The sequence below is a fragment of the Variovorax sp. OV700 genome (assembly GCF_900099805.1).
Taxonomy (GTDB): domain Bacteria; phylum Pseudomonadota; class Gammaproteobacteria; order Burkholderiales; family Burkholderiaceae_C; genus Variovorax.
This window is the reverse complement of the sequence record NZ_FNDR01000012.1, coordinates 1-24,944: the sequence shown is the minus strand read 5'-3', so window position 1 is coordinate 24,944 and position 24,944 is coordinate 1. Positions and strand designations below refer to the sequence as shown.

Sequence of the window (24,944 nt, the reverse complement as noted above, 5' to 3'; positions counted from 1 at the left end):
GAGGCTCGGACGCGTCTGGGCGAGAACAATGAAAGAACCCACCATCATTCTTCCGACGATCGACAAATCGCTCGACGTTCTGACGCACCCCGTGCTGGATCCACTCTTCTGGACACCGCACCTGCTCGGCAAGGCGAGCGCCTGGTGGACCCATACGCCGTTTGCGTTCTGGATCGTGGCCGCATGCAGGCCAGGCTTGCTGGTGGAGCTCGGCACGCACAACGGCGTGTCGTATGCCGCCTTTTGCGAAGCCGTGGCCCGGCTCAAGTCGGCGACGCGCTGCTACGCGGTCGATACCTGGGCCGGCGACGAGCACGCCGGACATTTCGACTCGCAGGTCTACTACGAGCTCCGTGATTTTCACGACAAGCACTTCAGCTCGTTCTCCGAACTTCTCAAGTCTACCTTCGACGACGCACTGCCCTATTTCCCCGAGGGCTCCATCGACCTGCTTCACATCGACGGCTTCCATACCTACGAGGCGGTCAAGCACGACTTCGAGACCTGGCTTCCCAAGCTGTCCGACAAGGCCGTAGTCCTGTTCCATGACACGAATGTTCGCAGCGGCAATTTCGGAGTCTTCCGCTTTTTCGCAGAGCAGTCACAAAACTATCCCTCCTTCGAGTTCCTGCATGGGCATGGCCTCGGCATCCTGGCGGTCGGAAAGCACGCACCTGCGGCAGCCATGGCGTTGTGCAACCTGGAACCGGAACAGGCAGATGCCGCCAGGACCCGCTTTGCGCATCTGGGCGCGCGCTGGTTCGTCACCACACGCGAGCAGCTCGGTTCGGCCGAACTGAATCAGCGCATCCATGAGGCCAATGCCCTTCGGGCCCCTGTTGAAGCCGAACTTGCGCAAGTGGCGGCAGCCCGGCTCGCCGAAGCCGAAGCCCGTGCACGCGCCGAGGGCGAAGTAATCGCGTTGTCCCATGAGGTTGCCGACAAGGCCGCTCAACTGGAGGCGATGTCGAAGCAGGCGAGCGATGAGGGAGCCAAGGCGGCCCAAGCGGAAGCTGCAGCTCGGGCGACGAGTTTCGCGCATGAGCAGGCAAGCAGGCGCGTGGCGGAGCTACGGAATGTCGTGGCCCAGTTGGCAACCGACCTCAACAAGGCGCGAGAGGATTTGAAGGAAGCCGGCGAAGAGATCACTGTTCAAAAGCGGGCGGTGCTCGCACGGAAAGACTTCGCCAACTCCCTGATCGAACGTTTTACGCGCCTTCGGATCGATCCCTCTTTGAGGGTGAAGGCCAAGATGCGTAAGCGTCTCCGGCTGCTTGCCAAGCGCCTTGCCGGCCGGCGTGTCGATCTTGCGACAGTAGAGACCGTTAGATTCTCACCGTATTTCGATCGGGACTGGTATCTGAACACCTACCCCGACGTGGCGACTTCTGGCGTAGACCCTGCGGAACACTACGTCGCCTACGGTGCAAGCGAAGGACGCGACCCTGGTCCGTGGTTCTCTGGCTCCGAATACACAGCGCACTACGCGGACGCAGCGGGCTTCAATCCTCTGCTTCACTACATGCTGGTCGGTGCGCGGGAAGGCCGGCGCGCCGGCTTGCGCGGGGACGACAAGGCAGAGTCGCTTCTGCCCTCCTTGCCGAACCGCGCATTCTCGATCTTCTACGTCTCCGGCGAAGCGGATACGCCGGGCCACCAGTACCGCGTGGCGCGCTACATGGAGGCAGCACGCATGAATGGCGTCGCGGCAGAGTGGGTGCGACAGGACCAGCTCGAAGCGCAGCTCCAGCTGACCTCAAGGCACGACGTGATGATCCTCTGGCGCACCCAGTGGAGTCCCGTTCTCGAAAAAGCCATAGGGCTGATGCATGCGCAAGGCAAGAAGGTGGTGTTCGACATCGACGACCTGATGATCGAACCGGATCTGGCCGATACCAAGGTGATCGATGGCATCAGGTCCAACGCCCACCCGGAAGAAGCGGTGCGCGAGCTCTTCGCAAGCGTGCGCAGGGCCATGCTCGCGGCCGACGTGTGCGTTGCGAGCACCCAGGAGCTGGCCTACCACATGCGCTGCGCGGGCAAGACCACCCATGTGCTGTTGAATGGTTTCGACGACCAGACTTTCGAACTGTCCAGGCGCAGTGCAACGCAATGGCGTAGCGCGCGGCCCGACAACCTGGTGCGGATCGGCTACGCCGGCGGATCGCGAACGCATCAGCGCGACCTGGGGCTTGCCATCGAGGCGATTGCGCGCCTGCTCCGCGAAAACGAGCTGTGCCGCCTGGTGCTGTTCCAGACCGAATCGGGCATGCGCTTGGTCGACGTGGAGGAATACCCCGCGATGGCCGGCCTGGAGCACCGCATCGAGTGGCGGCCCTTCCAGACACTGGAAACACTGCCGCGGGAAATAGCGCGCTTCGACATCAACATCGCGCCGCTCGAATTCGGCAATCCATTCTGCGAAGCCAAGAGCGAATTGAAATTCTTCGAAGCCGCGCTGGTCGATGTTCCGACCATAGCGTCTCCCACCGGCCCCTTCACGCGGGCCATGGAACACGGCGTCTCGGGCTTTCTGGCGACCACCGCCGACGATTGGTATCACTACCTTTCGACCCTTGCCGGGGACCACGCGCTGCGGGCCCGCATCGGCTCGGCGGCCTTCCTGCGCGCCATGGCTTCGTACGGGCCCCTGCAGCGGGCCGCGCAGTTCGGCCGCGTGCTCGATCAGTTGCAAGGCGAAGCCCAGGCGGCGCGGAGCTTTGCGCTCGATGCACGGATCCGCTCGGCGCCGATTCTCCGGCCCAGCCTGATGCCTCTGAAAGTGCTGTTCGAACACCGGGCCGACGAGGGCGAGCTTGCCGAAGTCTCGGTCGTCATTCCGCTCTACAACTACGAACAGTTCATCACCGAAGCACTGGAATCCGTCCGGGCACAGACACTGGCGGTACTGGACCTTGTGGTGGTGGACGACTGCTCGACCGACGATTCGCTGAACACAGTGCTGGCATGGGTCCGGCAGCACGCCACGCGGTTCAACCGCGTGGTGGTCGCGCAGCATGAGTCGAACTGCGGCCTGGGCTTGACGCGCAACGCTGGCTTCCATCTGGCGGACAGTTGCTACGTGCTTCCCCTGGACGCGGACAACCGGCTGCGGGCAAAGTGCTGCGAAGAACTGCGCCGCGCCATCCGCGCCGAGCGCGTCGCATTCGTCTATCCGACCATCCAGCACTTCGGCGCCTCCAGCGCCATGCTCGGCGAAGCCGCCTACGAGCCGCAGCGCTTCGTGGCGGGCAACTACATCGACGCAATGGCGCTCGTCTCGAAGGAAGCGTGGGCGATCGTCGGTGGCTACAACCACGTTCGCCACGGATGGGAGGACTACGACTTCTGGTGCCGGCTCGCCGAGCAAGGCCAGCGCGGATTCCGGGAACCGCAAACGCTCGCGGACTACCGCGTGCATGCGGGTTCGATGATCAAGGCCGAGACGACGGTTCCAGAAAACTATCGCCGCTTGATCGAGAACTTCAAGGCCCAGCATCCGTGGGTGTCGCTGATCGACGAGCAGCTGGCCCGCAAACCGCCGGCCCTGCAGGTGCGCCTGAGCGACGACACGGTGAAGTCGCGGCTTCAAACGCTGCTTCCGATACTTCGCTGTCCCAAGACGGGACTCAAGCTGGCGCACGACGCGGAGCGGGATGCCCTGGTGACCGTGGACGGCTGGAGGACCTGGCCCATCCTCCAGGGCCGACCGATTCTTTGCGAGGAACTCGGCGAGCCCGAGGTGAAGCCCGTCGACCATGTCAGCAACCCGCTGCCGCCCGAAGCCCTGAAGCTTGCAAGGAGCACCAAGGGATGGGTTCTGAATCTCAGCGGCGGAGGCTCGCAGGAGAAGATCGAGAACGTGGTCGAGGTCGAGTACAGCCTGTTCAGGCATACGGACGTGGTTGCGGACGCCCACGTGCTCCCGTTCGACGACGGGGTCTTCGACGCGGCGATCGTCATGAACGCCTTCGAACACTATCGCGAACCGCAGAAGGTGGCGGCGGAACTCCTGCGGGTACTGAAGCCCGGTGGCCGCATCCTGGTTCGGACCGCCTTCATGCAGCCGCTGCACGAAAGGCCGTGGCACTTCTTCAATTGCACCCGGTACGGACTGGAGCAGTGGTTCAGGGAGTTCGAAGCCGAGCGAGTCCGGGTGTCGGAGAATTTCTCGCCCAACCACGCCGTCAGCTGGCTCGCGTCGGAATGCGAACAGGCGCTGCGCGCCAACGTGTCCGACGAAGCTGCCGAGCGCTTCCGGAACTCCTCCACGGGCGAACTCGTCGACCTGTGGCGCGATCCGTCGCTGCGCAGCACGCCGCTCTGGACGGATTTCGAAAAACTGCCCCAGTCGGCGCAGGAAGTTAGCGCAGCGGGCTTCGAATTCCTGGGCCGGAAACCGGCGATTGCCAGGGTGAACAGCTAGATCCGATCACCGCAAGGCCGGTAGCGCCCTCAGCGCGCACGAATCATCGTGCCGTAGGCCTGGTCGGTCAGAATTTCGAGCAGCATGGCGTGCGGCACGCGGCCGTCGATGATGTGCACCGCGTTCACGCCGCTCTTGGCCGCGTCGAGCGCGCCCTCGATCTTGGGCAGCATGCCACCCGAAATAGTGCCGTCGGCAAACAGGTCGTCGATTTCGCGTGCGCTCAGGTTGGTGAGCAGCTTGCCGTCCTTGTCGAGCACCCCGGGCGTGTTGGTCAGGAGCATGAGCTTTTCGGCCTTGAGCACGGTGGCCAGCTTGCCGGCGACGACGTCGGCATTGATGTTGTAGCTCTCGTTCTCCTCGCCGAAGCCGATGGGGCTGACCACGGGAATGAAGGCGTCGTCCTGGAGCGCCTTGACCACGCTGGGGTCGATGGAGACGATGTCGCCCACTTGGCCCACGTCGTGGTGCAGGTTGGGGTCGGTGCGGTCCGCCATCTTGAGCTTCTGCGCCCGGATCATGCCGCCGTCGCGGCCGGTCAGGCCCACGGCCTTGCCGCCGGCCTGGTTGATCAGGCCCACGATGTCCTGCTGCACTTCGCCGGCCAGCACCCACTCGACCACTTCCATGGTTTCGGCGTCGGTCACGCGCATGCCCTGGATGAAGCTGCCCTTCTTGCCCAGGCGGTTGAGCGCCGCCTCGATCTGCGGGCCGCCGCCGTGCACCACCACCGGGTTCATGCCGACCAGCTTGAGCAGCACCACGTCTTCCGCGAAGTCGGCCTGCAGGGCCGGGTCGGTCATGGCATTGCCGCCGTACTTGATGACGATGGTCTTGCCGTGAAACTTGCGGATGTACGGCAGGGCCTGGGCCAGGATCTCGGCCTTGTCGCGCGGGGGGATGTTGAGGACGGGGTCGGTCATGGGCGGTCAGGCTCCGAAGCGAAGGACGATGAGGGAAATTCTCGCAAAGAAAGCGCGGTCAGGGGCGCAGCCAGCGAGGCACCTTGAAACGCACGATCATGAGATACGCGCCCACGTAGGTCGTGACGAACAGCAGGCAGAACAGCATCAGCACGATGGTGTTGTTCCAGAACAGCACCGCCGGCACCACCGACAGCGCCGCGAACATCCACAGATACGGCGAAGTCCTGTTGTTGCGTGCGAGCAATTGCCGGGCTTCGTCGTCGGCAAACGCCACACGCACGATGCGGCGGAAGATCAGCTGGTGAAAGTGCAGGGCATCGGCGGTGCCGGGAGACTGCCCGCGCGCCAGCTTGCGGTAAATGGAAAACAGCGTCTCCCACACCGGGTAGATCAGCAGCAGCATCGGGAACCACGGCGAAACGACGCGGTGCCGCTGCACCAGCGTCACGCAGGCCACGGCAATGACCATGCCCCACACGTAGGCGCCGCCGTCGCCGGCAAAGATCTTGCCGCGCGGATAGTTCCAGATCAGGAAGCCCACGGTGGCGCCGACCAGGCACACCATCATGGCCGCCAGCTGGCGATCGCCCACCTGCAGGGCCACGTGCGAGATGGCCAGGCAGACCAGCACCGCCACGGTGCCGGCCAGGCCGTTGTACCCGTCGATGATGTTGAAGGCGTGCGGCAGGCCGCCAATGGCCAGGGCCGCGAACAGCACGGCGCCATAGGGAACCATGGCGAGCCACGTGTCGACAGTTTCGATGCCGGTGCGCGACAGGCTGAGCCCCAGCACCCAGCACACGAGCAAGGCGGAGCCGATGGTGAGCCCCAGCCGGTAGCGCACCCTGACGTTCTGCGTCACGTCTTCGACGATGCCAGCGAGCACCGCCGGCGCGATGCACAGCAGCGTGAGCATCGAGGTCTTGACCGGCCAGGACACGTTGAATGGATCGGTGCCGGTAATACCGGACGCCAGCCAGGCCGCGCCCATGCCGAGCAGGATCCCCGCGCCGCCAAGCCGCGGCACGTGGCCTTTGTGGAAGCGCTGGGGCATGTCGGTGCCGTAGAGCCGGGCATGCCTGCGCGCGCGGCGCATGAACAGCTGGACCGCAAAGGCGGAGACGAAAAAACTGATGACGATCAGAGCAATCATGTGTGGGTGTTGGGGAACCCTAGAATTCCCGAGCGAAATTAGACCATGCCAGCGACCTCCCCCTCCCAAACCCCGATCACCGTTTCGATCGTCAGCCACGGCCAGCTCGCGCTGGTGCTGCCGCTGCTCGAGCAACTCGACCGCTTCAGCCGCGCCTCGACCGCCAAGGTGGTGCTCACGCTGAACATCCCCGAACCCGACCTACTGGCTGGCCTGGAATGGGGGTTTGCCATCGAGCGCATCGAAAACGCGAGCCCCAAGGGGTTTGGGGCTAACCACAACCAGGCGTTCGAGCTCTGCGATACGCCGTGGTTCCTGGTGCTCAACCCGGACATCCGCTTCGACGGCGACGTTCTGGCACCGCTGGTTGCACAGGCCGCGCCGGATGCCGGCCTTTTGACGCCGCGAATTCTGGAGCCGGACAAGAGCACCCCCGAGCAGCACCGCGCGATCATCACACCGCTCGAGATCCTCACCCGGCGCAAGCCCGGCTATGTACGACCGACGGTACCTGACTGGATTCCGGGCCTGTTCATGCTGTTTCGAAGCGACGCCTACCGCCAGATCGGCGGCTTCGACGAACGTTTCTTCATGTACGGGGAAGACTTCGACATCTGCGCAAGGACCCAGCTGGCAGGCTGGAAGCTGCAGGTGGGGGAAGACCTGCTCGCGCGCCACGAGGCCCAGCGCGCCAGCCGCAGCAGCAAGAAGCACCTGTACTGGCACGTGACCAGCCTGCTGAAGGTGTGGAGCTCGGCGGTGTTCTGGCGCTACTTGAGGGCGCGCCCCCGCCATTCCTGAAACAAACGCTTTCCGTTTGCGAAGACAATCCGGGGCCGGGAAGCCGGAGCCAAGCCGCCTTTCCCTCTCATACGACGACGATGACGACAACCAGCAGCCCGACATCCCCGCAGGAACACGCCCACCTGGTTCACCCCAAATACCGACCCGACATCGACGGCCTGCGCGCCGTCGCCGTGATTTCGGTGCTCGGCTACCACGCGTTTCCGCAGTGGATCAAGGGCGGCTTCATCGGTGTCGACATCTTCTTCGTCATCTCGGGTTTCCTGATCACCACGATCATTTTGGGGAGCTTCGAAGGTGACGGATTCAGCTACCGCGAGTTCTACGCGCGGCGGGTAAAGCGCATCTTTCCCGCGCTGGCCCTGGTGCTGGCGGCCACTTTCGCCTTCGGCTGGTATGCGCTGCTGCCGAACGAGTGGGTGCAGCTTGGCAAGCACGTGGCGGCGGGTGCGGGCTTCGTCTCGAACTTCGCCTTCTGGAACGAAGCCGGCTACTTCGACAATGCGGCCGAGACCAAGCCGCTGCTGCACCTGTGGTCACTGGGTATCGAGGAGCAGTTCTACATCTTCTGGCCCGTGCTGCTGGGCCTGGCGTGGAAGCGCAAGTGGCGAGTGCTCGCGGTGGTGGGCACGGTGGCGGCCATGTCGTTTTTGCTCAACGTCACGACCATCCACAGCCACCGCACGGCGGCGTTCTACTCGCCGCTGTCGCGCTTCTGGGAGCTGATGATCGGCGGCATGCTGGCGTACATGCGGCTTCACCGGCCCCTGCCAAAGCCGGGCTGGGGCCGCCATGCGCAGTCGATTGCCGGGCTGGTGCTGATCGGCCTGGGCCTCGCCTACATCCGCGGCAACAAGGCTTTTCCGGGGTTCTGGGCCATCCTGCCCACGCTGGGTGCGTTCTACTGCATTGCGGCCGGCCCGACCGGCGTGCTCAACCGCTACGTGCTCGCCTCGAAGCCGATGGTGTGGATCGGCCTGATCAGCTATCCGCTTTATCTTTGGCATTGGCCGTTGCTCGTGTTCGCGCGCATCGTGGAAGGTGGCCTGCCATCCGAAGGCCTGCGCGCCTTACTAATGGCGACAGCGGTTCTGCTGGCCTGGATCACCTACCGGTTTGTCGAACGCCCGGCACGCGTCTCGTCGGCGCCGCGCATGGTGCGCACGCTCGGCGCAGCCGTGGCCTGCTTGGCTGTGCTCGGTGTCTTCGCCCTGACGAGCCGGCTCACAGGCCGCCTGGATGACCATTACTTCGACACGGTCGAGGCGGCACGAAAGAACTGGGTGTACGGGGAAGGCCTAACCCCGGCAAAACTGAAAAGCGGACAGACCGTCTTTCGGGTGGGCTCCGGCAAGGAGCGCGTCTTGATCATGGGCGACAGCCACGTCCAGCAATATGGAATCCGTGCCGCACAACTGGCGAAGGATCCAGCGCAGCAGCTGAACTCGATCACGTTCGCAACCGCACCCGGATGTCCTTTCGTCCCGGGTATTTTTCGCGATGCCACGCCGGGCTGCGACGAGTTGCGAACGGCCTTCATCGATTACGCTTTGAGCGACGATGTCGACACCATCGTGATCGGGGGATGCTGGAACTGCTATTTCATCGACCAGGCCCAGCCGGCCACGGGCGCGCTCAGCGAAGAAGGGTTCTACTTTCGCGCAGGTCCTCAAAAACTTCTCTTCCGCGAAGGCAGCGGGGTGGACGCATCACTGGCCTCGCTGGAGATTCTGCTGAAACGCATCGCTTCCAGGAAGAAGGTCTACCTGCTGCTGGACAACCCGATCGGCCTGGAATTCAGTCCCGAGCATTTGATCAGCGGGCACCGGCTTGGCACCATGCACGTCGGGCGGATGACACCTCACATTGCGCTTCGCACAACGCAGAACAACCTCAACCAGCGCATGGCCGAGATCGCCGCCCGTAGCGGTGCGTCGGTTGTCGATCCGCTGCCTTTTTTGTGCCCCGAGAATCAGTGCATCCGGGCCCTCGCCGACGGGACGCCGGTGTACAAAGATCGTGACCATTTTCGATCGGACTACGCTCGGACAGTGCCCTACCTCGACGACATCCTGCTCGAACGCCACGGTCGATGAGGGCAAGGCCGACCGCTCGGTTCGCCCGGACGCCAGGCGCCATCAGTCGAGCAGGCGCCTAACCGCGCTAAGCCCTGGCAGCTTGGTCAGGGAGCCGATCGCTGCCACCGTCGAAGGCGAAACGCGGCGCAGCAGGAAGATGACCATGCGCAGCTTGAGCTTGGACTTGCGGCCCACCGACGGATTGGCGAGGACCACGGCGGCGTACTGCTCCAGGATGTCGAGCATCTCGGCGCGGAATTCGTTGTCGTGCTTGGTCGAATCGATAGCGTGGTCGACGAAGTACGCCTGGAACCGCGGCACCAGGTAATCGCGCAGGTAGTACAGCGAGCGCCGCGGCTCGTCCGGAAAGGCCGCGGCCAGCTTCATGAAATACCTGAAACGGCTGCGGACCATGCGAACACCGAACGAAGTGCTCGCGGTGTGGATGCACCAGACCGTCACGGCCCGATCGACGAAATGGTTGGTGTAGCCCTTCCTGAATATCCTCAGAAAAAGATCATCGTCTTCATACCCCGTGAACTGCGGATCGAACCCCCCAACCGCATCGAAGGCGGTTCGGCTGATCAGGCTGGCCGATGGCAGGACGAACATGTCGTGGCGCAGCAGGTCGAAGAGATCCGTCTTGGGGTGCGATTTGGCGCCCAGCTTGACCACACCGGTCCGGATTACATTGGCATCCGCATCGGCCTCGTAGAGATCCGCATAGACGAAGCCGAACCGCGCCTCCTTGGCGGGAATCGCTTCGACCAGGATCTCAATGTGGTTAGGCAGATAAAAATCATCCTGATCCAGAAAGCAGATGTACTCGGACGTGGAAGCAGCCACTCCGGCGTTGCGCGCCGAGCCCTGCCCCCCGTTCTCCTTGTCCAGGATGCGAAACGGATAGCGCTCGGCCAGCGCGTCGAGCGCCGCGCGCTCTTCGGGGCGAGAGCCGTCGTTCACAACGATCACTTCGTTCGCCGGCACGGACTGCTCGAACACGCTGCGGACCGAACGCTCGATGAAATCGGCGCCGTTGTAGAACGGGATGATCACCACTACCGTGGGCGACACGCCCGTGCCGCCGGCGACGGATGTTGGAGAGGAATTCATTGGGGTCATTGTTTTTCTGGAAGAACGCGGTTCGGTGGCGGGCGAGCCTACACAGATTCGAACAGATCGCGAACCACGCCCCGGAAACCGCGGCCGAACTTGTCGTAGCGCCCGGTCATCGCTTCGCGAAGGATCGGCAGGCAACGGGCGATCCGCGAGGCGGGCAACGCGGCGCGAAACCGCTGATGCTCGATCTTGCTGCGCACCTTCGCAAGAATTTCCGGCGAGACCGCGTCTCCGAATTTCTGCAGCCGCGCAAGAAGCAATTCGGCCTTGTGAGCCCGCTCGACGTGCGTGCTGCCCCTGGAAGCCAGCGCCTTGTGCACCTTGGCTACGAAAGTGTCACGTCGCGCCCCGATCTGGTTTGACTCGTGCTGGCGGTAGTCGATCAGCGGTTGCTCCAGCAGGTCGACTCGCCCGATGGCCGAAGCGATGATGCCCAGCCATTCGTCGTGCACCCATTCGACCGGCAAGGGCAGCGCGTGCTCGAGCAGCGAGCGGCGAAACACTGTGGTCGCGCCGGTCACGAGGTTGCGTCTCAGGAAAACGTCGAAAGCGTTTCCGCCATGAATTCGCTCGATTTCGGAGTTCGTGACCTCGAGCGCATGAAAAAGCGTGTGGCCCAGGTCGCGACGCTCGGCGTCGACCAGGCGTGCATCGGTGTGCAAGAGCAGCAGCTTCGGATCACGTTCGAAGAGCGGCACCATCTGCGCGAGTCGGTCAGGGAGCCAGACGTCATCCTGGTCGCTGAGCGCGATCAGGCCGCCAGTGCAGGCGCCGATCGCCTGCTCGAAGTTCTTGACCACGCGCAGGGCGGGCCTGTTCTCGAAGATGCGCAGGGCAACAGCGTGCCCGGGGCGCTCGGCGGCGCACTCGGCCACGGCAGCGCGCACCACGTCCACCGAGCCGTCGGTCGATGCGTCATCGGACAGCACGATTTCCACCGGCGGCAAGGTCTGCAGGCAGATGCTTCGCACCTGCTCACGCAGGAAACGCGCGCCGTTGTGGGTGCAAAGGGCGACGGAAACTTCAAGGGAACGGGGAATGCTCATGGCTTGCCCGCCTTGCGAACGGGTTGGGGATGCTACGGAACGACAGGCGGGGGCTCCAGCGGCTACAGACCACGAAAACCGAGACCGGTAAAATTATCTCCTTCTTCACACCCAAACCAGAAAATGTGCGTCCTGCGATTTGCCCCACGAAAGGCGCAGAATCCCGCCTTTGGGCCACCTCGCCGCAAGGCAAATCTCAAGTCTTCGACCGCAAGGGCGGAAGATCAGGCATATGGTTTGTAGGGCCAGGGCGGGACCGTCACTGCAATATCATTGCCGCTGCAGCGTAGTGGCCATCGTCCAGACGTGCGATATGGCCTAGCACGAGCTCTTCCTCGGCCAACATCGCTAAATCCATTGAAAAGAGAAACATCGATTGACGAACATCGGCAATGAGGCACTGGTGCTTCTTGAAGCCCGGCATCCAGAACATACGGCCGGAGATGACTTCCTCCGCCAAGCAAACACCCAAAGGCGCGCATGAGCCAAATTCATTCCAATTTGCATCGCAGCCCATGGGCCGACTGGTGGGAAGGCACCCGCCGCACAGACATCTGGTGGACCCTCGCATGGTTCGACGTCGTGCTGCGCTATCGCCGCTCGATGCTGGGACCTCTCTGGCTCACTTTGAGCATGGGCGCAATGATCGGAGGCATGGGCCCTCTGTACAGCTCGCTGTTTGGGACGGAACTCTCCAAATTCTTCCCTCACCTTGCACTCGGGATCATTTTCTGGGGCTTCTTCTCCAGCGTTGTGACGGAGTCGTGCAATGCCTTCGTGGGATCCTCCAATTACCTCAAGCAAGGTTATTTTCCGATCAGTCTGTTCGTATGGCGCAGCATTGCGCGCAACCTGATCCAGTTCGCGCATCAGGTTGTGTTGTACATCCCGGTTGCGCTTTGGGCTGGTATTTCGCTTTCGTGGTCCGCGTTGCTGGTCATTCCTGCAATGGCCATTGCGATCGTCAATGCGCACGCCCTGGGACTGCTGCTTGGCCTCATCTGCACCCGCTTTCGCGACGTGACGCAGATCGTGACCAGCATCATGCAGATGTTGATGTTTCTCACGCCGGTATTCTGGCTCCCGGAAAGCCTGCCCGGCCGCGCCCAGTACATCCTGTGGAATCCGTTTGCCCAGATGCTTGACCTGCTGCGTACCCCATTGATGGGGGGCGTTGCCGAGGTGCACAGCTGGCTGGGCATCTTGGGTTGGACGACCTTGTCCCTCATCGGGTCTGCAATCTTGTTTACCAGATACCGCCGACGCGTTGTCTATTGGCTCTGACACATGGCTTCCATTTCACTCAAAAACGTAGATGTCAACTTTCCCATTTATGGGGCTGGTGCAGCGTCATTGAAGAAAACGCTCGCGGCTTCTGTCACGGGCGGCAGGTTCGGCAAAGAGACCGGCGTCACGGTCGTTCAGGCGTTGAGCGACATCAACCTCGAGTTGAAGAGCGGAGATCGCCTGGGCTTGATCGGACACAACGGCGCAGGCAAATCAACTTTGCTCCGTACGCTTGCTGGCGTCTATGAGCCTTCCGCTGGCGATTTCAAGCGCGAGGGAACGGTATCGAGCCTGATTGATCCCTCTCTAGGCATCGAAGCCGACGCAACAGGTATCGAGAACATCATGCTGCGTGGACTCGTCATGGGCATGAGCAAAAAAGAAATCGACAGGCGGATACCAGAAATTTGCGAATTCAGCGGGCTTGGGCAATACGTGAACATGCCTGTGCGAACCTACTCCACCGGCATGATGATGCGGCTCGCTTTTTCAATATCTACAAGTGTCGAAGCAGACATTCTGCTGATGGACGAATGGCTCTCAGTGGGCGACGCCGAATTCACTGAAAAAGCAGAAAAACGCATGCGAGACGTGGTTTCCAAGTCGGGCATTCTGGTCCTTGCTTCGCACTCACCGGCGCTGATCGCCAAAGAGTGCAACATGGTCGTCAAGCTCAGCCATGGACGGTTGGAGGCCGCCGAAATGTCGGTACTTGAAACTGCCGAGTAGGCGACCGACCGGCCACAACCCGATAGCGTCCACGGGCCCGTGCTCGTGGACGCTTTTTTTTGCCGATTCTCAGATTGCCCACGCCGCGTATTCAAGGCGCCGGGCATGCAGGCTCGGCGCATGTGTCAAATCTCCCTCTTCCAAGGCAGAATCCGCAAGCACGTATCGATTTTCAACGTGCAATCTGTGCTTTCGTTCAAGAGGGTTCCATGAAGAAACATGCTGTCGTTACGGGCATCACGGGGCAAGATGGCGCTTATCTGGCCGAATTGCTGCTTGCCAAAGGTTATGTTGTCTACGGCGCCTACCGACGCACCAGTTCGGTGAACTTCTGGCGCATCGAAGAGTTGGGAATCCAGAACAACCCGGATCTCCATCTGGTAGAGCATGACCTGACCGACCTCGGAAGTTCCATTGCACTGATTCGCGACGCGGCTCCGGACGAGGTCTATAACCTCGCCGCGCAGAGCTTCGTGGGGGTCAGCTTCAACCAGCCTGTCGCCACCTCGCAGATAACCGGTGTGGGCACATTGCACCTGCTGGAAGCCATACGCTTGGTCAATCCGAAGATTCGCTTCTATCAAGCCTCGACATCGGAAATGTTTGGCAAGGTACAGGCTGTACCGCAAATTGAAGAGACACCGTTCTATCCGCGCAGTCCCTACGGCGTTGCGAAGCTCTACGCCCACTGGATGACTATCAACTACCGCGAAAGCTACGGAATTTTTGGCTGCAGCGGCATCCTTTTCAATCACGAAAGTCCGCTGCGCGGCCGTGAGTTCGTGACGCGCAAGATCACCGACAGCGTTGCGAAGATCAAGCTCGGCAAGCTGGACGTGCTGGAACTCGGTAACCTCAACGCCAAACGCGACTGGGGTTATGCCAAAGAGTACGTCGAGGGCATGTGGCGCATGCTGCAAGCGCAAGAACCCGACACATACGTGCTTGCAACGAATCGCACCGAAACGGTCCGCGATTTCGTGACCATGGCATTCAAGAGCGCGGGGATGGCCATCGAGTTCAGGGGCTCAGGCGATTCTGAGTCAGCGGTCGATGCCGCTACCGGCAAGACCGTGATGCGCATCAATCCCGAGTTCCATCGCCCTGCCGAAGTGGAGCTTTTGATTGGCAATCCCGCCAAGGCAAAAGCAAAGCTCGGTTGGGAGCCTGCGACCACACTCGAGCAACTTTGCCAGATGATGGTGGAAGCAGACCTCAGACGGAACGTCCAGGGCTCATCGTTTTGAGGATCCTGCTGACCGGTTCTGAAGGATTTACCGGCCACGCTTTTGCCAAGCGAGCCGTTGCGGCCGGTCATGTCATCGTCGCGCTGCAGGCCGATCTCACGCATCGCGAGGCCCTGCACCAGGAAGTGCTCGCGCTTGCGCCCGAAGCCGTGGTGCACCTGGCGGCCATCAGTTTTGTGGGGCACGCCAGTGAAGCAGCGTTCTATGCGGTCAATGTCGTCGGAACCACCAATCTGCTGGACGCGCTGGTTCAACTGCCTTCAAGGCCTCACCGCGTTCTCTTGGCCAGCAGCGCCAACATCTACGGCAACACGGCCCGATCGCCAATCAGCGAGGACCAGCCCCCGGCGCCAGTCAATCACTACGGGATGAGCAAGCTGGCCATGGAGTTCATGGCAAGGACTTTTGGCGACCGGTTGAACCTCGTGGTCACCCGGCCGTTCAATTACACCGGACCTGGACAGGACTCTCACTTCCTGATTCCCAAGCTCGCCGCGCACTTTGCCACGCGCGAACCGTCGATCGAGTTGGGGAATCTCGATGTCGAACGCGAATTCAACGATGTGCGGATGGTTTGCGATGCGTACCTGCTGCTGCTCGCTCACGGAGTACCGGGTGAGACATACAACATCTGCTCGGGCCGACCGTATGCCCTGCGCTTAGTCATTGAGACGTTTGCCCGGATGACTTCTCACAACCTCCAGATCGAGATCAATCCGGCCTTCGTCAGGGCGAATGAAGTGCACAGTCTGTGTGGCGACCCACAGAAGCTCCACGCGCTCCTGTCAAGGCAAGGAGCCAACTTGAATGAGCCTCTGCTGGAAGACACCCTCGAGCGTATGTTGCTTGCCAAGCAAAGCTAGAGCTTGCTCGGCCTCGTGCGCACGCAACCGCCCGCAAAAGCAACCAGGCCGATGAAAACGCCGCACCAGAGGGTGACGCACCGGGTTGCGATCGCGATTGCGACCGCATCCGCTTTTTCTGCGCCCTGCGCCATCAGCTGAAAAACCAGTGATGCACCATCAAACATCGACAGGCTTCGTACGAGCTGTTAGCGCCGACCCGGCTACGCCAAACGCGCTGAGACGGGCAAAAGCCGTGGGGCAGCATACGGACAGCGGACCTTCCAAAGAAAAATTCGCCGCCGCCATGCAATGCCTTCCCAGGTTCCTCCGAATCAATTTTCACGGCAGCGCGGTTTCCGTGCCCCGTCAGAACTCTACTTCGCGTCTAACTCGCACACTCACTTCCTTTTCTTCTTTTTATCCATAAAACCAAAATTCGAACCGCAGCTGAGAAAAATTTCAACAATCTCGCAGCGACATTATCTAATTCATCGCAAGAAGATCAATGCCGAACCCGCCATAGAAATTCAGCATTCCCGATTGCTGCGGTAGCTGTTTTCAGGATTCTTTTTTTACAAAATCAACTACGCCGGAGAGAGAGATTTCCCAAGAGGAGGGAATCCTCTGGTGAAGATAGTTTTCCCTGCGAGTAGGTCCATCCTTGGCAAGCGCCACCGCTTTTTTCATGCCATCCATGAAAGCTTCTTTCGAAAGATCACACGCGATGATGTTATCACTGGAAGGAAATGAATTTTTAGTATAGAGCGTGTTTGTGACGGCCACACCACCAGCACTGGCCACGTCGTAGACAGGATATCCTGGGTGAGGCGTATGAATCAGGCACAAACCCAAGTCAACCTCCTGCAAGAAGCTCTTGTACTCCTCCCAACTCAGTATCCCAAGATTGATTGTCTTTTTTCCGCCAAAGAACTCAAGCTGGGGGATGGAATCGTCACCGGCGAGGAAAATATTCCATTCATCCGGATCAAGGATTTCATTTTCGAGGCAACCATCGATAATTTGCGCACCAAACCAGAAAAGATTGCGCGGATTTGTCATTCTGGCATAAAAGAACAAGCTATATGGCTTCTTCTGCGGAAACTCCCTGGAGGTGCTTCTTGAAAATACCGGATCAAAAACCACGCTATTCTTATATATCTGCGGGTACATGTCCTTGAACCAGTCGCTCAGGTAATGGCTGTTAACGATATACTTGGACGAGGGCGTATTGAGCGCGTTCCAGCAATCCAAATAATCGTCACCTCGCTGATAGAACATCAATTCGTCTTCTTGGATGATATGGTAAACGTTTTCATTTTTTACGTTCTGGCGCAATGCCGTTGCGGTCCACCATGACGATGCAAGAAAAATATCCGAGCCGGAGGAGTAAACGGGAAGAGAGTTTCGACCCAAATCGTTTCTCGAACTATCCGAGTAGAACAAAACATCGCCCCACGGCTCAATACCTATTGCAGCCATAATTGCCAAGTACTGTTCCTGAGTGGCTCCACCGTCTCGCGTGACAATGCGCAACGGCAAGCCGAGCGCCCTTGCAAGAACAGTGGCTATTCCTGTGCAGGTGGCAATACCGCCAAAAAGCTGCGCCCGTCCCAAGCTGGAAATGACGAGATTCAGACGCTTTTCCGCACCTGGGTCATGCACTATGTTCATTGGGTGTAAATGTCGATGCGTGCGAAGCCAATAATCCCTGCCATTTACGCAGGGAAGCGTCGGCGTATTATGCTTCGCCACTTTCTCTTTCAGCGATGATGGCTCACTTTGCCGAATTTGCTGCTCGCGCGCTCGTCGAAGCTCCATAATTTTCTGGTAGAGCCTGACCAAACCATATGGCGCAAGCATCTTTGCCAATTTTTTTGGACGAGCCAGGATCCTGAGTTTCGCAATTGCTCGTTGGATTAAAATCATTTCTAGCCTTTCACTGCTGCTCTTTTGGGTCGCAGGCGTAGAATTTTGCGCTGCCGATGCAACAACAGATTGGTGTATTGGCTGCCGATTTCGGACGATACCGTCGGCAAATCCTGACGCGAGCTCCTTGAGCGGAACAATTCTGTAATCAAATCCTGCGTCCCAAGCGATATACACCATGAGTCTTTCCAGCGCATGGAGCACAGATCTTTCGGGCAGCGGCTCGACGGGCACTTCTTCAGCACTCAGCGCAATAGAGATTATTTTTTTGAGCGCGATCGGGCGATACCAGAACATCGTGCCGTAGGGCATGATGAAAGCCAAAGCATTCTCAAAATCCACTTTCTTTTCGCAGCGCATTCTGCTCCACAGGTCATTCATCATACTTATGAACGGAGCTTCTGTTTCGCGACGCACCGGAGCTACATATCTCCAAAAGCGCGGAATGTCCGGAATTACTATTCCTAGATTCGGATTCTCTCGGAGGGAATTTATGATTTTTCCTGCCTGCGCCAGCATGGTGTCGAAAATGTCCTGCTGCCAAGAAGCTCCCACCCAGTCTGCCGCTGTGGGACTTCTCTTTGTATGGGCATGCAGAACAAAATCGTACTTGGACAATCTGTCGGAAATGAAAACCCACGGCAATATATCCCGGCCGCGATTTTCAATGACGATGACTTCCCGCGCCTCAGAGCCAGCATCAGCCGGCGTCGGCAACAAGGCCCGTATCTCTTCCGCCTTGCTCTCGGAGTTGGTCGTTACGAATAGAGAATACGAAAAGTCCAGCGCCTTCAAGTAGTCAACGTACTTTTTCCATACATCGATATAGAAAACATGGACATGAATAGCAACTGACTCCCTCTCTGCACCGGGGTGGCGCAACGAAGTCGAGCAATATGTATTCAGAACCTTGTCGCAATACAAAATCGACCTGTCGGGTTGAAAATCCCTGGAAATGTAATCCTCGATCAATCCGGTCGGATAGTCCGACACTCGGTTGATTTCGCCGATGATGTGTCGGGGATTCTTATGCTGAAGCAGGGCTTTTATCTTCAGCAATGGCAGTCGAACATTGAGACAAAGATCCGCCGGGACATACGAAAGCTCTTCACGAGAAAGCTCGAGATCGAGCGTGTCCAGCAAGACCTTGTATTTGAAACCTGCGTCGCGAAGAATTTGTGTCAGCTGGATTTCATACTTGGCGATGACTTTAAATATGTCGGTTTCGCAAGCCATCCCTTCCCAGAACGAGCGCCATGAAGATGACTGAGTGACAGCGGACTTGAAGACCAAGAAGAAGCTTTGCACATGCTCCAAAATATTGGTCCCCAATTCAGGAATGACTTCGTCTTCCTGCCGGTGATTGATCATTCCCCAGAAATTGCATGGATCGCGATCCATCCTGCCGTAAACTTCTGCAAGATCAAATAGCGGCCCAAAACAACTGTCGTTCATCAAGGTTACGCTGTCGTAGACCGAGATATTTTCGTGTCCCTCACGATCGATTGCCTCTTTCCACGCGTAGAAATCAAAACCCGCATTTGCCCGTTCGAAAATCTCATCCACGCAAGGTGAAATCGCGTCTTTGTCCGACGAAGAAAGAGGGCTGTTCGAGATAAAAACAATGCGCCCAAATATGCTTCTTATACTCTTTAACTGATAAAGAACATGAGCATGCAAATCTGAGTTCTTGTTGTAATGAACATATAAAAGGATTTTGCTCATGATATTTATGGAAAGGCAAAAATTGCGCAGCCAAGGCTTTTTTGAGAGGCGAACGGAGTATCAAGATTCAATTTCGCAGTGGAGATAGACAGCCCTGAATGATGGACATGCGGTTGAGCAAGTCCTTGCGCCGCGAAACGCCGTGCTCACCACGAGCGCGTCATCGTCTGGTCTGTAGTCATGCGCGCGTACATGCTTCGGTGATAGCCAAGCGCAACCTGCTTTGGCAGGTTCGAATGTATGTAGTTAATGTCCACCATCCAGGTTCGCCCCGATGTACATAGTGAATTGCTGGCCCAGCGGTCAAACAACTACATCAAGCCGATCGGCGATCCAAAATCTAGGCAGTTATTTATCCACGACGCAAGAAATCGGCCAACTTTCGCATTGGCAAAGTCACACGCCATGAAGCCGATGCACGAATCGCTCGAACTTCATCCTTTAGGGCAACCAACTGCCCATTGCATTCTTCAACCAGTGTTTGCGTAGTCCTCAACTGTTGCTGGGTCAGCTGCAATTCTTGCTGACAGTGATTCAACTGCTGATCCTTCGTGCCCACCCTGGCATCAAGTTGCTCCAGTTCGACGCGCAATTCGGCTTCTGTCTGCAGCCAATCTTTTTGCCGGGACCTCAACTCGAGCAATTCATCCTCGGGCAACGGAGGCAGAACAGACCAAGCATTTGCATTTTGAGCGTCCGCGACAGCCAATGCGCCGTGCTGCGCCATCAACTGAGCAGCGGTAATCGCATCCGTTCCCACCACGACGCGTGGACCCAATTCGTTGTCTTCTCGCGCACGCTTGCGAATCACACAGACGGAGTTGTAGAACTCGATTGAATGGATTTGCGCCAGGCTCTCCTCATCCAATGCTGCGCCGTAGCGACTTTCGAACGAACGCAGGACTTCCGCGCGGCGGTAAGGCTTGCCCCAGTGCTCATGGTTGATGACATCCGCCAGCCTCTTGAGGAAGGACACCGATGACCATGGATCCACCAGCCCACCCTCGAATTCCTGCCAGTAGGAGCAATGCAGATCCTCTACGACGAAGATGCCGCCCTGCTCGAGCCTGGGGAAGTAGCGAACGAAGCTCCGGATGATGTCACTCGAGCGATGAGACCCATCGTCGATGATGAGGTCGAACCGCTCCGCATAAACCGCGATCGCGCGCTCGGCGTGGTCGGTGTTTGCGTCTCCGACGACCACGTGAACGCGAGGGTCGTCATACCTCAACTGCGTGCATGCGACATTAATGTCGCATCCGACCAATACGGCAGCACTTTCGAAGTACCGGCTCCAGATCTCCAACGATCCGCCATTCTGGATACCGATCTCCAGCAGGCGCAACTTGCTGGCACGATAGGGGCGAAAGAGTTCTTCGTAGACCTTGAGGTAGATCGTCCACTTGTCCGAGACCTTTCCTCGATGCGAGGCATACAAATCAGCAAGCGTCTGCGTGGCCGGCCCTTGATTCATTTCGTCGATGTTTCCCGAGATGCGTGCACGCCCCTCAGGCATCGAATACCTCGGCCGAGTCCAGGTACGGAGCCACGGCGTCCTTGACCGACAGTTGGGGCTGGATACCGCAATCCGGCCAATCAATCGCCAGCGTGGAGTCGTTCCAGCGGATACCGCGCTCATGCGCCGGCGCGTAGTAGTCCGTCGTTTTGTACAGGAACTCCGCCGTCTCGCTCAGAACAAGGAAGCCGTGCGCAAAGCCCTCAGGAACCCACAGCTGCCTGTGGTTGTCCTCGCTGAGCTCCACACCTACCCATTTACCAAAGCTCGGCGATGACTTGCGGATGTCCACGGCCACGTCGAACACCGCGCCGCGCACCACGCGCACGAGCTTGCCCTGTGGCTGCTGAATCTGATAATGCAACCCCCGCAGCACGCCCTTGGCCGAGCGCGAATGGTTGTCCTGGACAAACTCGACGTGCCGCCCAACAGCTTCGTCGAACGCCTTACCGTTGAAGCTCTCGTAGAAAAATCCACGCGCATCGCCGAAGACCTTCGGTTCGATGATCAGAACCTCGGGGATTGCGGTGGGTGTTGCCTTCACGAGCGCACCTCCTCGGCCAGCAGATGATTCAGGTACTTGCCGTAGCCGTTCTTTTGCAGCGGCGCAGCAAGCCTTGCCAACTGTTCCCGGTCGATGAAGCCATGGCGCCACGCGATCTCTTCCGGACAGGCGATCTTCAGGCCCTGCCGATGCTCCAGCGTTGCGATGAACTGCCCCGCTTCCAGCAGGCTCTCGTGCGTGCCGGTATCGAGCCAGGCATAGCCGCGCTGCATGATCTGCACGTTCAGCTGCTTGAGATCCAGGTAAGCCTGGTTGACGGCAGTGATCTCCAACTCGCCGCGCGCGCTGGGCTTCACGGCCTTAGCAATGTCGACCACCTGGTTGTCGTAAAAGTAGAGGCCAGTGACCGCATAGCTGCTTTTGGGCTGGGTCGGCTTTTCCTCGATGCTGCTGGCCTTGCCCTCGGCATCGAAGGCCACCACGCCGTAGCGCTCAGGATCGTGCACGTGGTAGGCAAACACCGTGGCACCCGAAGACTTCGAATCGGCATCGGCAAGCAGATGCGCAAAGTCGTGGCCGTAGAAGATGTTGTCGCCCAGCACCAGCGCGCTCGGCGAATTTCCTACGAATTTGTCGCCGATGATGAAGGCCTGCGCCAAGCCATCGGGGCTCGGTTGCACCGCGTACTGCAGGTTGATGCCCCACTGGCTGCCATCGCCCAGCAGTTGCTGGAAGCGCGGCGTGTCCTGCGGCGTGCTGATGATCAGGATGTCGCGCATGCCGCCGAGCATCAGCGTGCTGAGCGGGTAGTAGATCATCGGCTTGTCATACACCGGCAGCAGCTGTTTGCTGAGCGCGAGCGTTGCGGGGTGCAGGCGCGTGCCCGAGCCGCCAGCGAGGATGATGCCTTTGCGTTTCGTCGTGGTCTTGGTGGTCATTGTTTTATTTCTCTCCTTGCTTTCTTTGCTTTGCCGCGCTCGGCGTGTTTAAAGGGTTTCGCGCAGCATGCGGGCCACGCCCTGCTGCCAAGAAGGCAGCACCAAGCCGAAGGTGGATTGCAGCTTGCTAGTGTCGAGGCGCGAATTGGCGGGGCGGGTGGCGGGAGTGGGAAAGGCGCTGGTGGGCACGGCATCGACTTCCGCGGGGCCAGCCTTGAGTTCGGCGCCGGCCTGCCGGGCTTGCTCGAGCACGAAGCGCGCATAGCCGCACCACGTGGTCTCGCCGCCGGCCACTGCGTGATAAAGCCCCGCCTTGGCTGGGTCTTGCAATGTGGCGCGGATGGCGTGTGCAGTGACATCGGCCAGCAGTTCGGCCCCGGTGGGCGCGCCGAACTGGTCGTCAATGACGGTCAGGCGATCCCGCTCCTTGGCGATGCGCAGCATGGTCTTGGCAAAGTTGCCGCCGCGCGCGGCATACACCCAGCTGGTGCGAAAGATCAGGTGTTTGGCGCAGCGTTCGGCCACCAGTTGCTCGCCTTCGAGCTTGGTGCGACCGTACACGCTGAGGGGGCCGGTGGCGTCGTCTTCTTTCCAGGGCTTGCTGCCGCTGCCGTCGAACACGTAGTCGGTGGAGTAGTGCACCATGAGCGCGCCGATCTGCTGGGCGGCCTGGGCTACCACGCCGGGCGAGGTGGCGTTGAGCTTGCGCGCAAAGTCGGGCTCGCTCTCGGCCTTGTCGACCGCAGTGTGGGCCGCGGCATTGACGATGACGTCGGGTCGCACCTTCAGCACGGTCTCGGCCAGTTGCTCGGGGCGGCTGAAGTCGGCATGCAGGTCGGTGCTGTCGAAATCGAGCGCCACCAGTTCACCCAGCGGCGCGAGGCTGCGCTGCAGCTCCCAGCCGACCTGCCCGCCCTTGCCCAGCAGCAGCAACTTCATGCCGCGGCCTTGGCCGCGGGCGCGGCGTCGTATTGCTTCTCGACCCATTCGCGGTAGGCACCGCTTTGAACGTTGCGCACCCATTCGGCGTGGGCAAGGTACCACTCGACGGTCTTGCGGATGCCGCTGTCGAAGGTTTCGGCGGGCTTCCAGCCGAGTTCGCGTTCGAGCTTGCGCGCGTCGATGGCGTAGCGGCGGTCGTGGCCTGGCCGATCGGTGACGTAGCTGATCTGCTCCTTGTACGGCTTGCCGTCGGCCTTGGGGCTCAGTTCGTCAAGCAGCGCACACACGGTGTTGACGATCTCGATGTTGGGCTTCTCGTTCCAGCCGCCGACGTTGTAGGTCTCGCCAAGCTTGCCGGCTTCGAGCACGCGGCGGATGGCGCTGCAGTGGTCCTTCACGTAGAGCCAGTCGCGCACCTGCATGCCGTCGCCGTACACGGGCAGCGGCTTGCCGGCCAAGGCGTTGACGATCATCAACGGGATGAGCTTCTCGGGAAAATGAAACGGCCCGTAGTTGTTCGAACAGTTGGTGGTGACCACCGGCAGGCCGTAGGTGTGGTGCCAGGCGCGCACGAGGTGGTCGCTGGCGGCCTTGCTGGCCGAGTAGGGGCTGTTGGGCTCGTACTTGTTCTCTTCGGTGAAGGCAGGGTCAGTCTTGGAAAGCGAACCGTAGACCTCGTCGGTCGACACATGCAGGAAGCGGAACGCGGCCTTCTGGTCGGCCGGCAGCGCGCTCCAGTAGCCACGCACGGACTCGAGCAGGCGGAAGGTGCCAAGCACGTTGGTCTGCACGAAATCTTCGGGGCCGTGGATGGAACGGTCTACATGCGATTCCGCGGCAAAGTTCACGATAGCGCGCGGTTTGTGCTCAGCCAGCAAGCGGTCGACCAGGGCGCTGTCGCCGATGTCGCCCTGCACGAAGATATGCCGTGGATCGCTTTTGAGCGACGCGAGCGTCTCGAGGTTGCCGGCGTAGGTGAGTTTGTCGAGATTCACGACCGGCTCGTCGCTCTGCGCGATCCAGTCGAGTACGAAATTGGCGCCAATGAAGCCTGCGCCGCCGGTTACCAGAATCATGAGTCCCCCGAAGTTGTCGAACAATCGCCCTCAGGCGAATCTGCCCGGTGATTATCCCATTGGACCGAATTGCCTAAATCGAGGGGCGGGCAGCTCGGCGCGTGCGCCTACAATAGCGCCACTGCAGGAGAGCAGGTAGCGCTTTTTGCTACCTCACCGAAGGCGCAAACTCCCATAAACGCTCAGGTCGGCCCCACGGATTCTTGAAGTTCTTCTTTCAAAGAGTTTCGGCAAGGGGCCTGTACTGCACCAACTGATACGCCGTCTGGAGAGCCATCACCCTCGCGTGATGCACCGAAGGAGCAAACCCGTTGCGGGCGCAGCGGGTGAATCTCTCAGGTACCAAGGACAGGGGGAGCGGCAACTTGGACGGCGGTCGTCCGGTTGCTTGCTATTGAATCAGTAGCGCACCAAGCCCGCCGTTCAAGCGCCAACTTCCAAAAGGTACTTGAAATGCGTGTGATCGTTCTTGGCGCCGGCTTGCTCGGCGTGACCTCGGCTTACTACCTCCAGCAACTCGGCCACGAAGTGACCGTCATCGACCGGCAAGCCACGCCTGCCGCCGAAACCAGCTTTGCCAATGGCGGGCAGATCTCCGTCAGCCATGCCGAACCCTGGGCCAACCCCAGCGCACCGCTCAAGGTGCTGCAGTGGCT

General features: G+C 59.8%; 20 protein-coding genes and 2 riboswitches. Of the genes, 8 read left to right on the top strand and 12 right to left on the bottom strand.

The annotated features are described in order from the left end of the window. Window positions 1–28 precede the first annotated feature (28 nt). A complete protein-coding gene (locus tag BLR24_RS23715) occupies window positions 29–4,426 on the top strand; it encodes a class I SAM-dependent methyltransferase (RefSeq protein WP_093021618.1) in 4,398 nt (1,465 codons plus the stop codon). 29 nt (window positions 4,427–4,455) lie between these two features. Here the strand turns inward: BLR24_RS23715 and argB are convergent, their stop codons facing one another. Both argB and BLR24_RS23705 read right to left on the bottom strand, forming a co-directional pair. Continuing rightward, window positions 4,456–5,349 (bottom strand): acetylglutamate kinase, encoded by an 894-nt coding sequence (argB, locus tag BLR24_RS23710; RefSeq protein WP_093021615.1) that lies wholly within the window; start codon window positions 5,347–5,349, stop codon window positions 4,456–4,458. A gap of 58 nt (window positions 5,350–5,407) precedes the next feature. Beyond that, window positions 5,408–6,505, bottom strand: coding sequence for a glycosyltransferase family 4 protein (locus BLR24_RS23705; protein WP_093021612.1), 1,098 nt, complete (start codon window positions 6,503–6,505; stop codon window positions 5,408–5,410). A gap of 45 nt (window positions 6,506–6,550) precedes the next feature. Between BLR24_RS23705 and BLR24_RS23700 the strand changes: the two genes are divergently transcribed. Further along, entirely contained in the window at window positions 6,551–7,306 is a 756-nt protein-coding gene (locus tag BLR24_RS23700) for a glycosyltransferase family 2 protein (protein WP_093021609.1), read from the top strand. Continuing rightward, window positions 7,252–9,405 carry an acyltransferase family protein gene (locus BLR24_RS23695; protein WP_368086200.1) on the top strand — a complete coding sequence of 718 codons (2,154 nt, stop codon included), beginning with the start codon at window positions 7,252–7,254 and terminating at the stop codon, window positions 9,403–9,405. Before BLR24_RS23700 ends, BLR24_RS23695 begins: the two co-directional genes overlap by 55 nt. Before the next feature lie 42 nt (window positions 9,406–9,447). Here the strand turns inward: BLR24_RS23695 and BLR24_RS23690 are convergent, their stop codons facing one another. The 3 genes from BLR24_RS23690 to BLR24_RS23680 form a co-directional block, all read right to left on the bottom strand. After that, the gene (locus BLR24_RS23690; protein ID WP_254787540.1) at window positions 9,448–10,500 is read right to left on the bottom strand and encodes a glycosyltransferase family 2 protein; all 1,053 of its coding nucleotides are present in this window, start codon (window positions 10,498–10,500) and stop codon (window positions 9,448–9,450) included. A gap of 47 nt (window positions 10,501–10,547) precedes the next feature. Then, window positions 10,548–11,552, bottom strand: a complete 1,005-nt coding sequence (locus BLR24_RS23685; RefSeq protein ID WP_093021600.1) for a glycosyltransferase family 2 protein — start codon at window positions 11,550–11,552, stop codon at window positions 10,548–10,550. Between the two features lie 259 nt (window positions 11,553–11,811). After that, window positions 11,812–12,012 (bottom strand): hypothetical protein, encoded by a 201-nt coding sequence (locus tag BLR24_RS23680; RefSeq protein WP_093021597.1) that lies wholly within the window; start codon window positions 12,010–12,012, stop codon window positions 11,812–11,814. Window positions 12,013–12,032: 20 nt separating this feature from the next. Between BLR24_RS23680 and BLR24_RS23675 the strand changes: the two genes are divergently transcribed. The 4 genes from BLR24_RS23675 (at window position 12,033) to BLR24_RS23660 (ending at window position 15,678) form a co-directional block, all read left to right on the top strand. Then, a complete protein-coding gene (locus BLR24_RS23675; protein ID WP_093021594.1) occupies window positions 12,033–12,836 on the top strand; it encodes an ABC transporter permease in 804 nt (267 codons plus the stop codon). A gap of 3 nt (window positions 12,837–12,839) precedes the next feature. After that, window positions 12,840–13,568, top strand: coding sequence for an ABC transporter ATP-binding protein (locus tag BLR24_RS23670; RefSeq protein ID WP_093021591.1), 729 nt, complete (start codon window positions 12,840–12,842; stop codon window positions 13,566–13,568). 209 nt (window positions 13,569–13,777) lie between these two features. Then, on the top strand, window positions 13,778–14,815 hold the full coding sequence (gene gmd, locus BLR24_RS23665; RefSeq protein WP_093021589.1) for a GDP-mannose 4,6-dehydratase: 1,038 nt from the start codon (window positions 13,778–13,780) through the stop codon (window positions 14,813–14,815). Further along, complete coding sequence (locus BLR24_RS23660) at window positions 14,812–15,678, top strand: GDP-mannose 4,6-dehydratase (protein WP_093021586.1); 867 nt, start codon at window positions 14,812–14,814, stop codon at window positions 15,676–15,678. The genes gmd and BLR24_RS23660 overlap by 4 nt, the downstream gene beginning before the upstream one ends. On the opposite strand, the gene BLR24_RS30790 is transcribed toward BLR24_RS23660, so the two are convergent. The 7 genes from BLR24_RS30790 to rfbB all read right to left on the bottom strand — a co-directional run bounded on the left by BLR24_RS30790 (window position 15,675) and on the right by rfbB (window position 24,288). After that, complete coding sequence (locus BLR24_RS30790) at window positions 15,675–15,845, bottom strand: hypothetical protein (RefSeq protein ID WP_175543336.1); 171 nt, start codon at window positions 15,843–15,845, stop codon at window positions 15,675–15,677. The genes BLR24_RS23660 and BLR24_RS30790 overlap by 4 nt on opposite strands. Window positions 15,846–16,218: 373 nt before the next feature. Beyond that, window positions 16,219–19,311, bottom strand: coding sequence for a rhamnosyltransferase WsaF family glycosyltransferase (locus BLR24_RS23655; protein WP_093021583.1), 3,093 nt, complete (start codon window positions 19,309–19,311; stop codon window positions 16,219–16,221). A 352-nt stretch (window positions 19,312–19,663) separates the two neighbouring features. Then, window positions 19,664–20,785 carry a class I SAM-dependent methyltransferase gene (locus BLR24_RS23650; protein ID WP_217636338.1) on the bottom strand — a complete coding sequence of 374 codons (1,122 nt, stop codon included), beginning with the start codon at window positions 20,783–20,785 and terminating at the stop codon, window positions 19,664–19,666. Window positions 20,786–20,819: 34 nt separating this feature from the next. After that, on the bottom strand, window positions 20,820–21,371 hold the full coding sequence (rfbC, locus tag BLR24_RS23645; protein WP_093021577.1) for a dTDP-4-dehydrorhamnose 3,5-epimerase: 552 nt from the start codon (window positions 21,369–21,371) through the stop codon (window positions 20,820–20,822). Beyond that, window positions 21,368–22,270: a glucose-1-phosphate thymidylyltransferase RfbA gene (rfbA, locus tag BLR24_RS23640; RefSeq protein ID WP_093021574.1), complete on the bottom strand. Its 903-nt coding sequence runs from the start codon at window positions 22,268–22,270 to the stop codon at window positions 21,368–21,370. Before rfbA ends, rfbC begins: the two co-directional genes overlap by 4 nt. Window positions 22,271–22,318: 48 nt before the next feature. Next, window positions 22,319–23,209: a dTDP-4-dehydrorhamnose reductase gene (gene rfbD, locus BLR24_RS23635; protein WP_093021571.1), complete on the bottom strand. Its 891-nt coding sequence runs from the start codon at window positions 23,207–23,209 to the stop codon at window positions 22,319–22,321. Then, window positions 23,206–24,288, bottom strand: coding sequence for a dTDP-glucose 4,6-dehydratase (rfbB, locus tag BLR24_RS23630; protein ID WP_093021986.1), 1,083 nt, complete (start codon window positions 24,286–24,288; stop codon window positions 23,206–23,208). Before rfbB ends, rfbD begins: the two co-directional genes overlap by 4 nt. A gap of 114 nt (window positions 24,289–24,402) precedes the next feature. Beyond that, window positions 24,403–24,497, top strand: a riboswitch (glycine riboswitch). 46 nt (window positions 24,498–24,543) lie between these two features. Further along, a riboswitch (glycine riboswitch) is annotated at window positions 24,544–24,650 on the top strand. Between the two features lie 91 nt (window positions 24,651–24,741). On the opposite strand from rfbB, the gene BLR24_RS23625 reads away from it, so the two are divergent. Continuing rightward, window positions 24,742–24,944, top strand: a 203-nt coding sequence (locus tag BLR24_RS23625; RefSeq protein WP_139188704.1) for an FAD-dependent oxidoreductase, incomplete at its 3' end; no start/stop codon positions are given.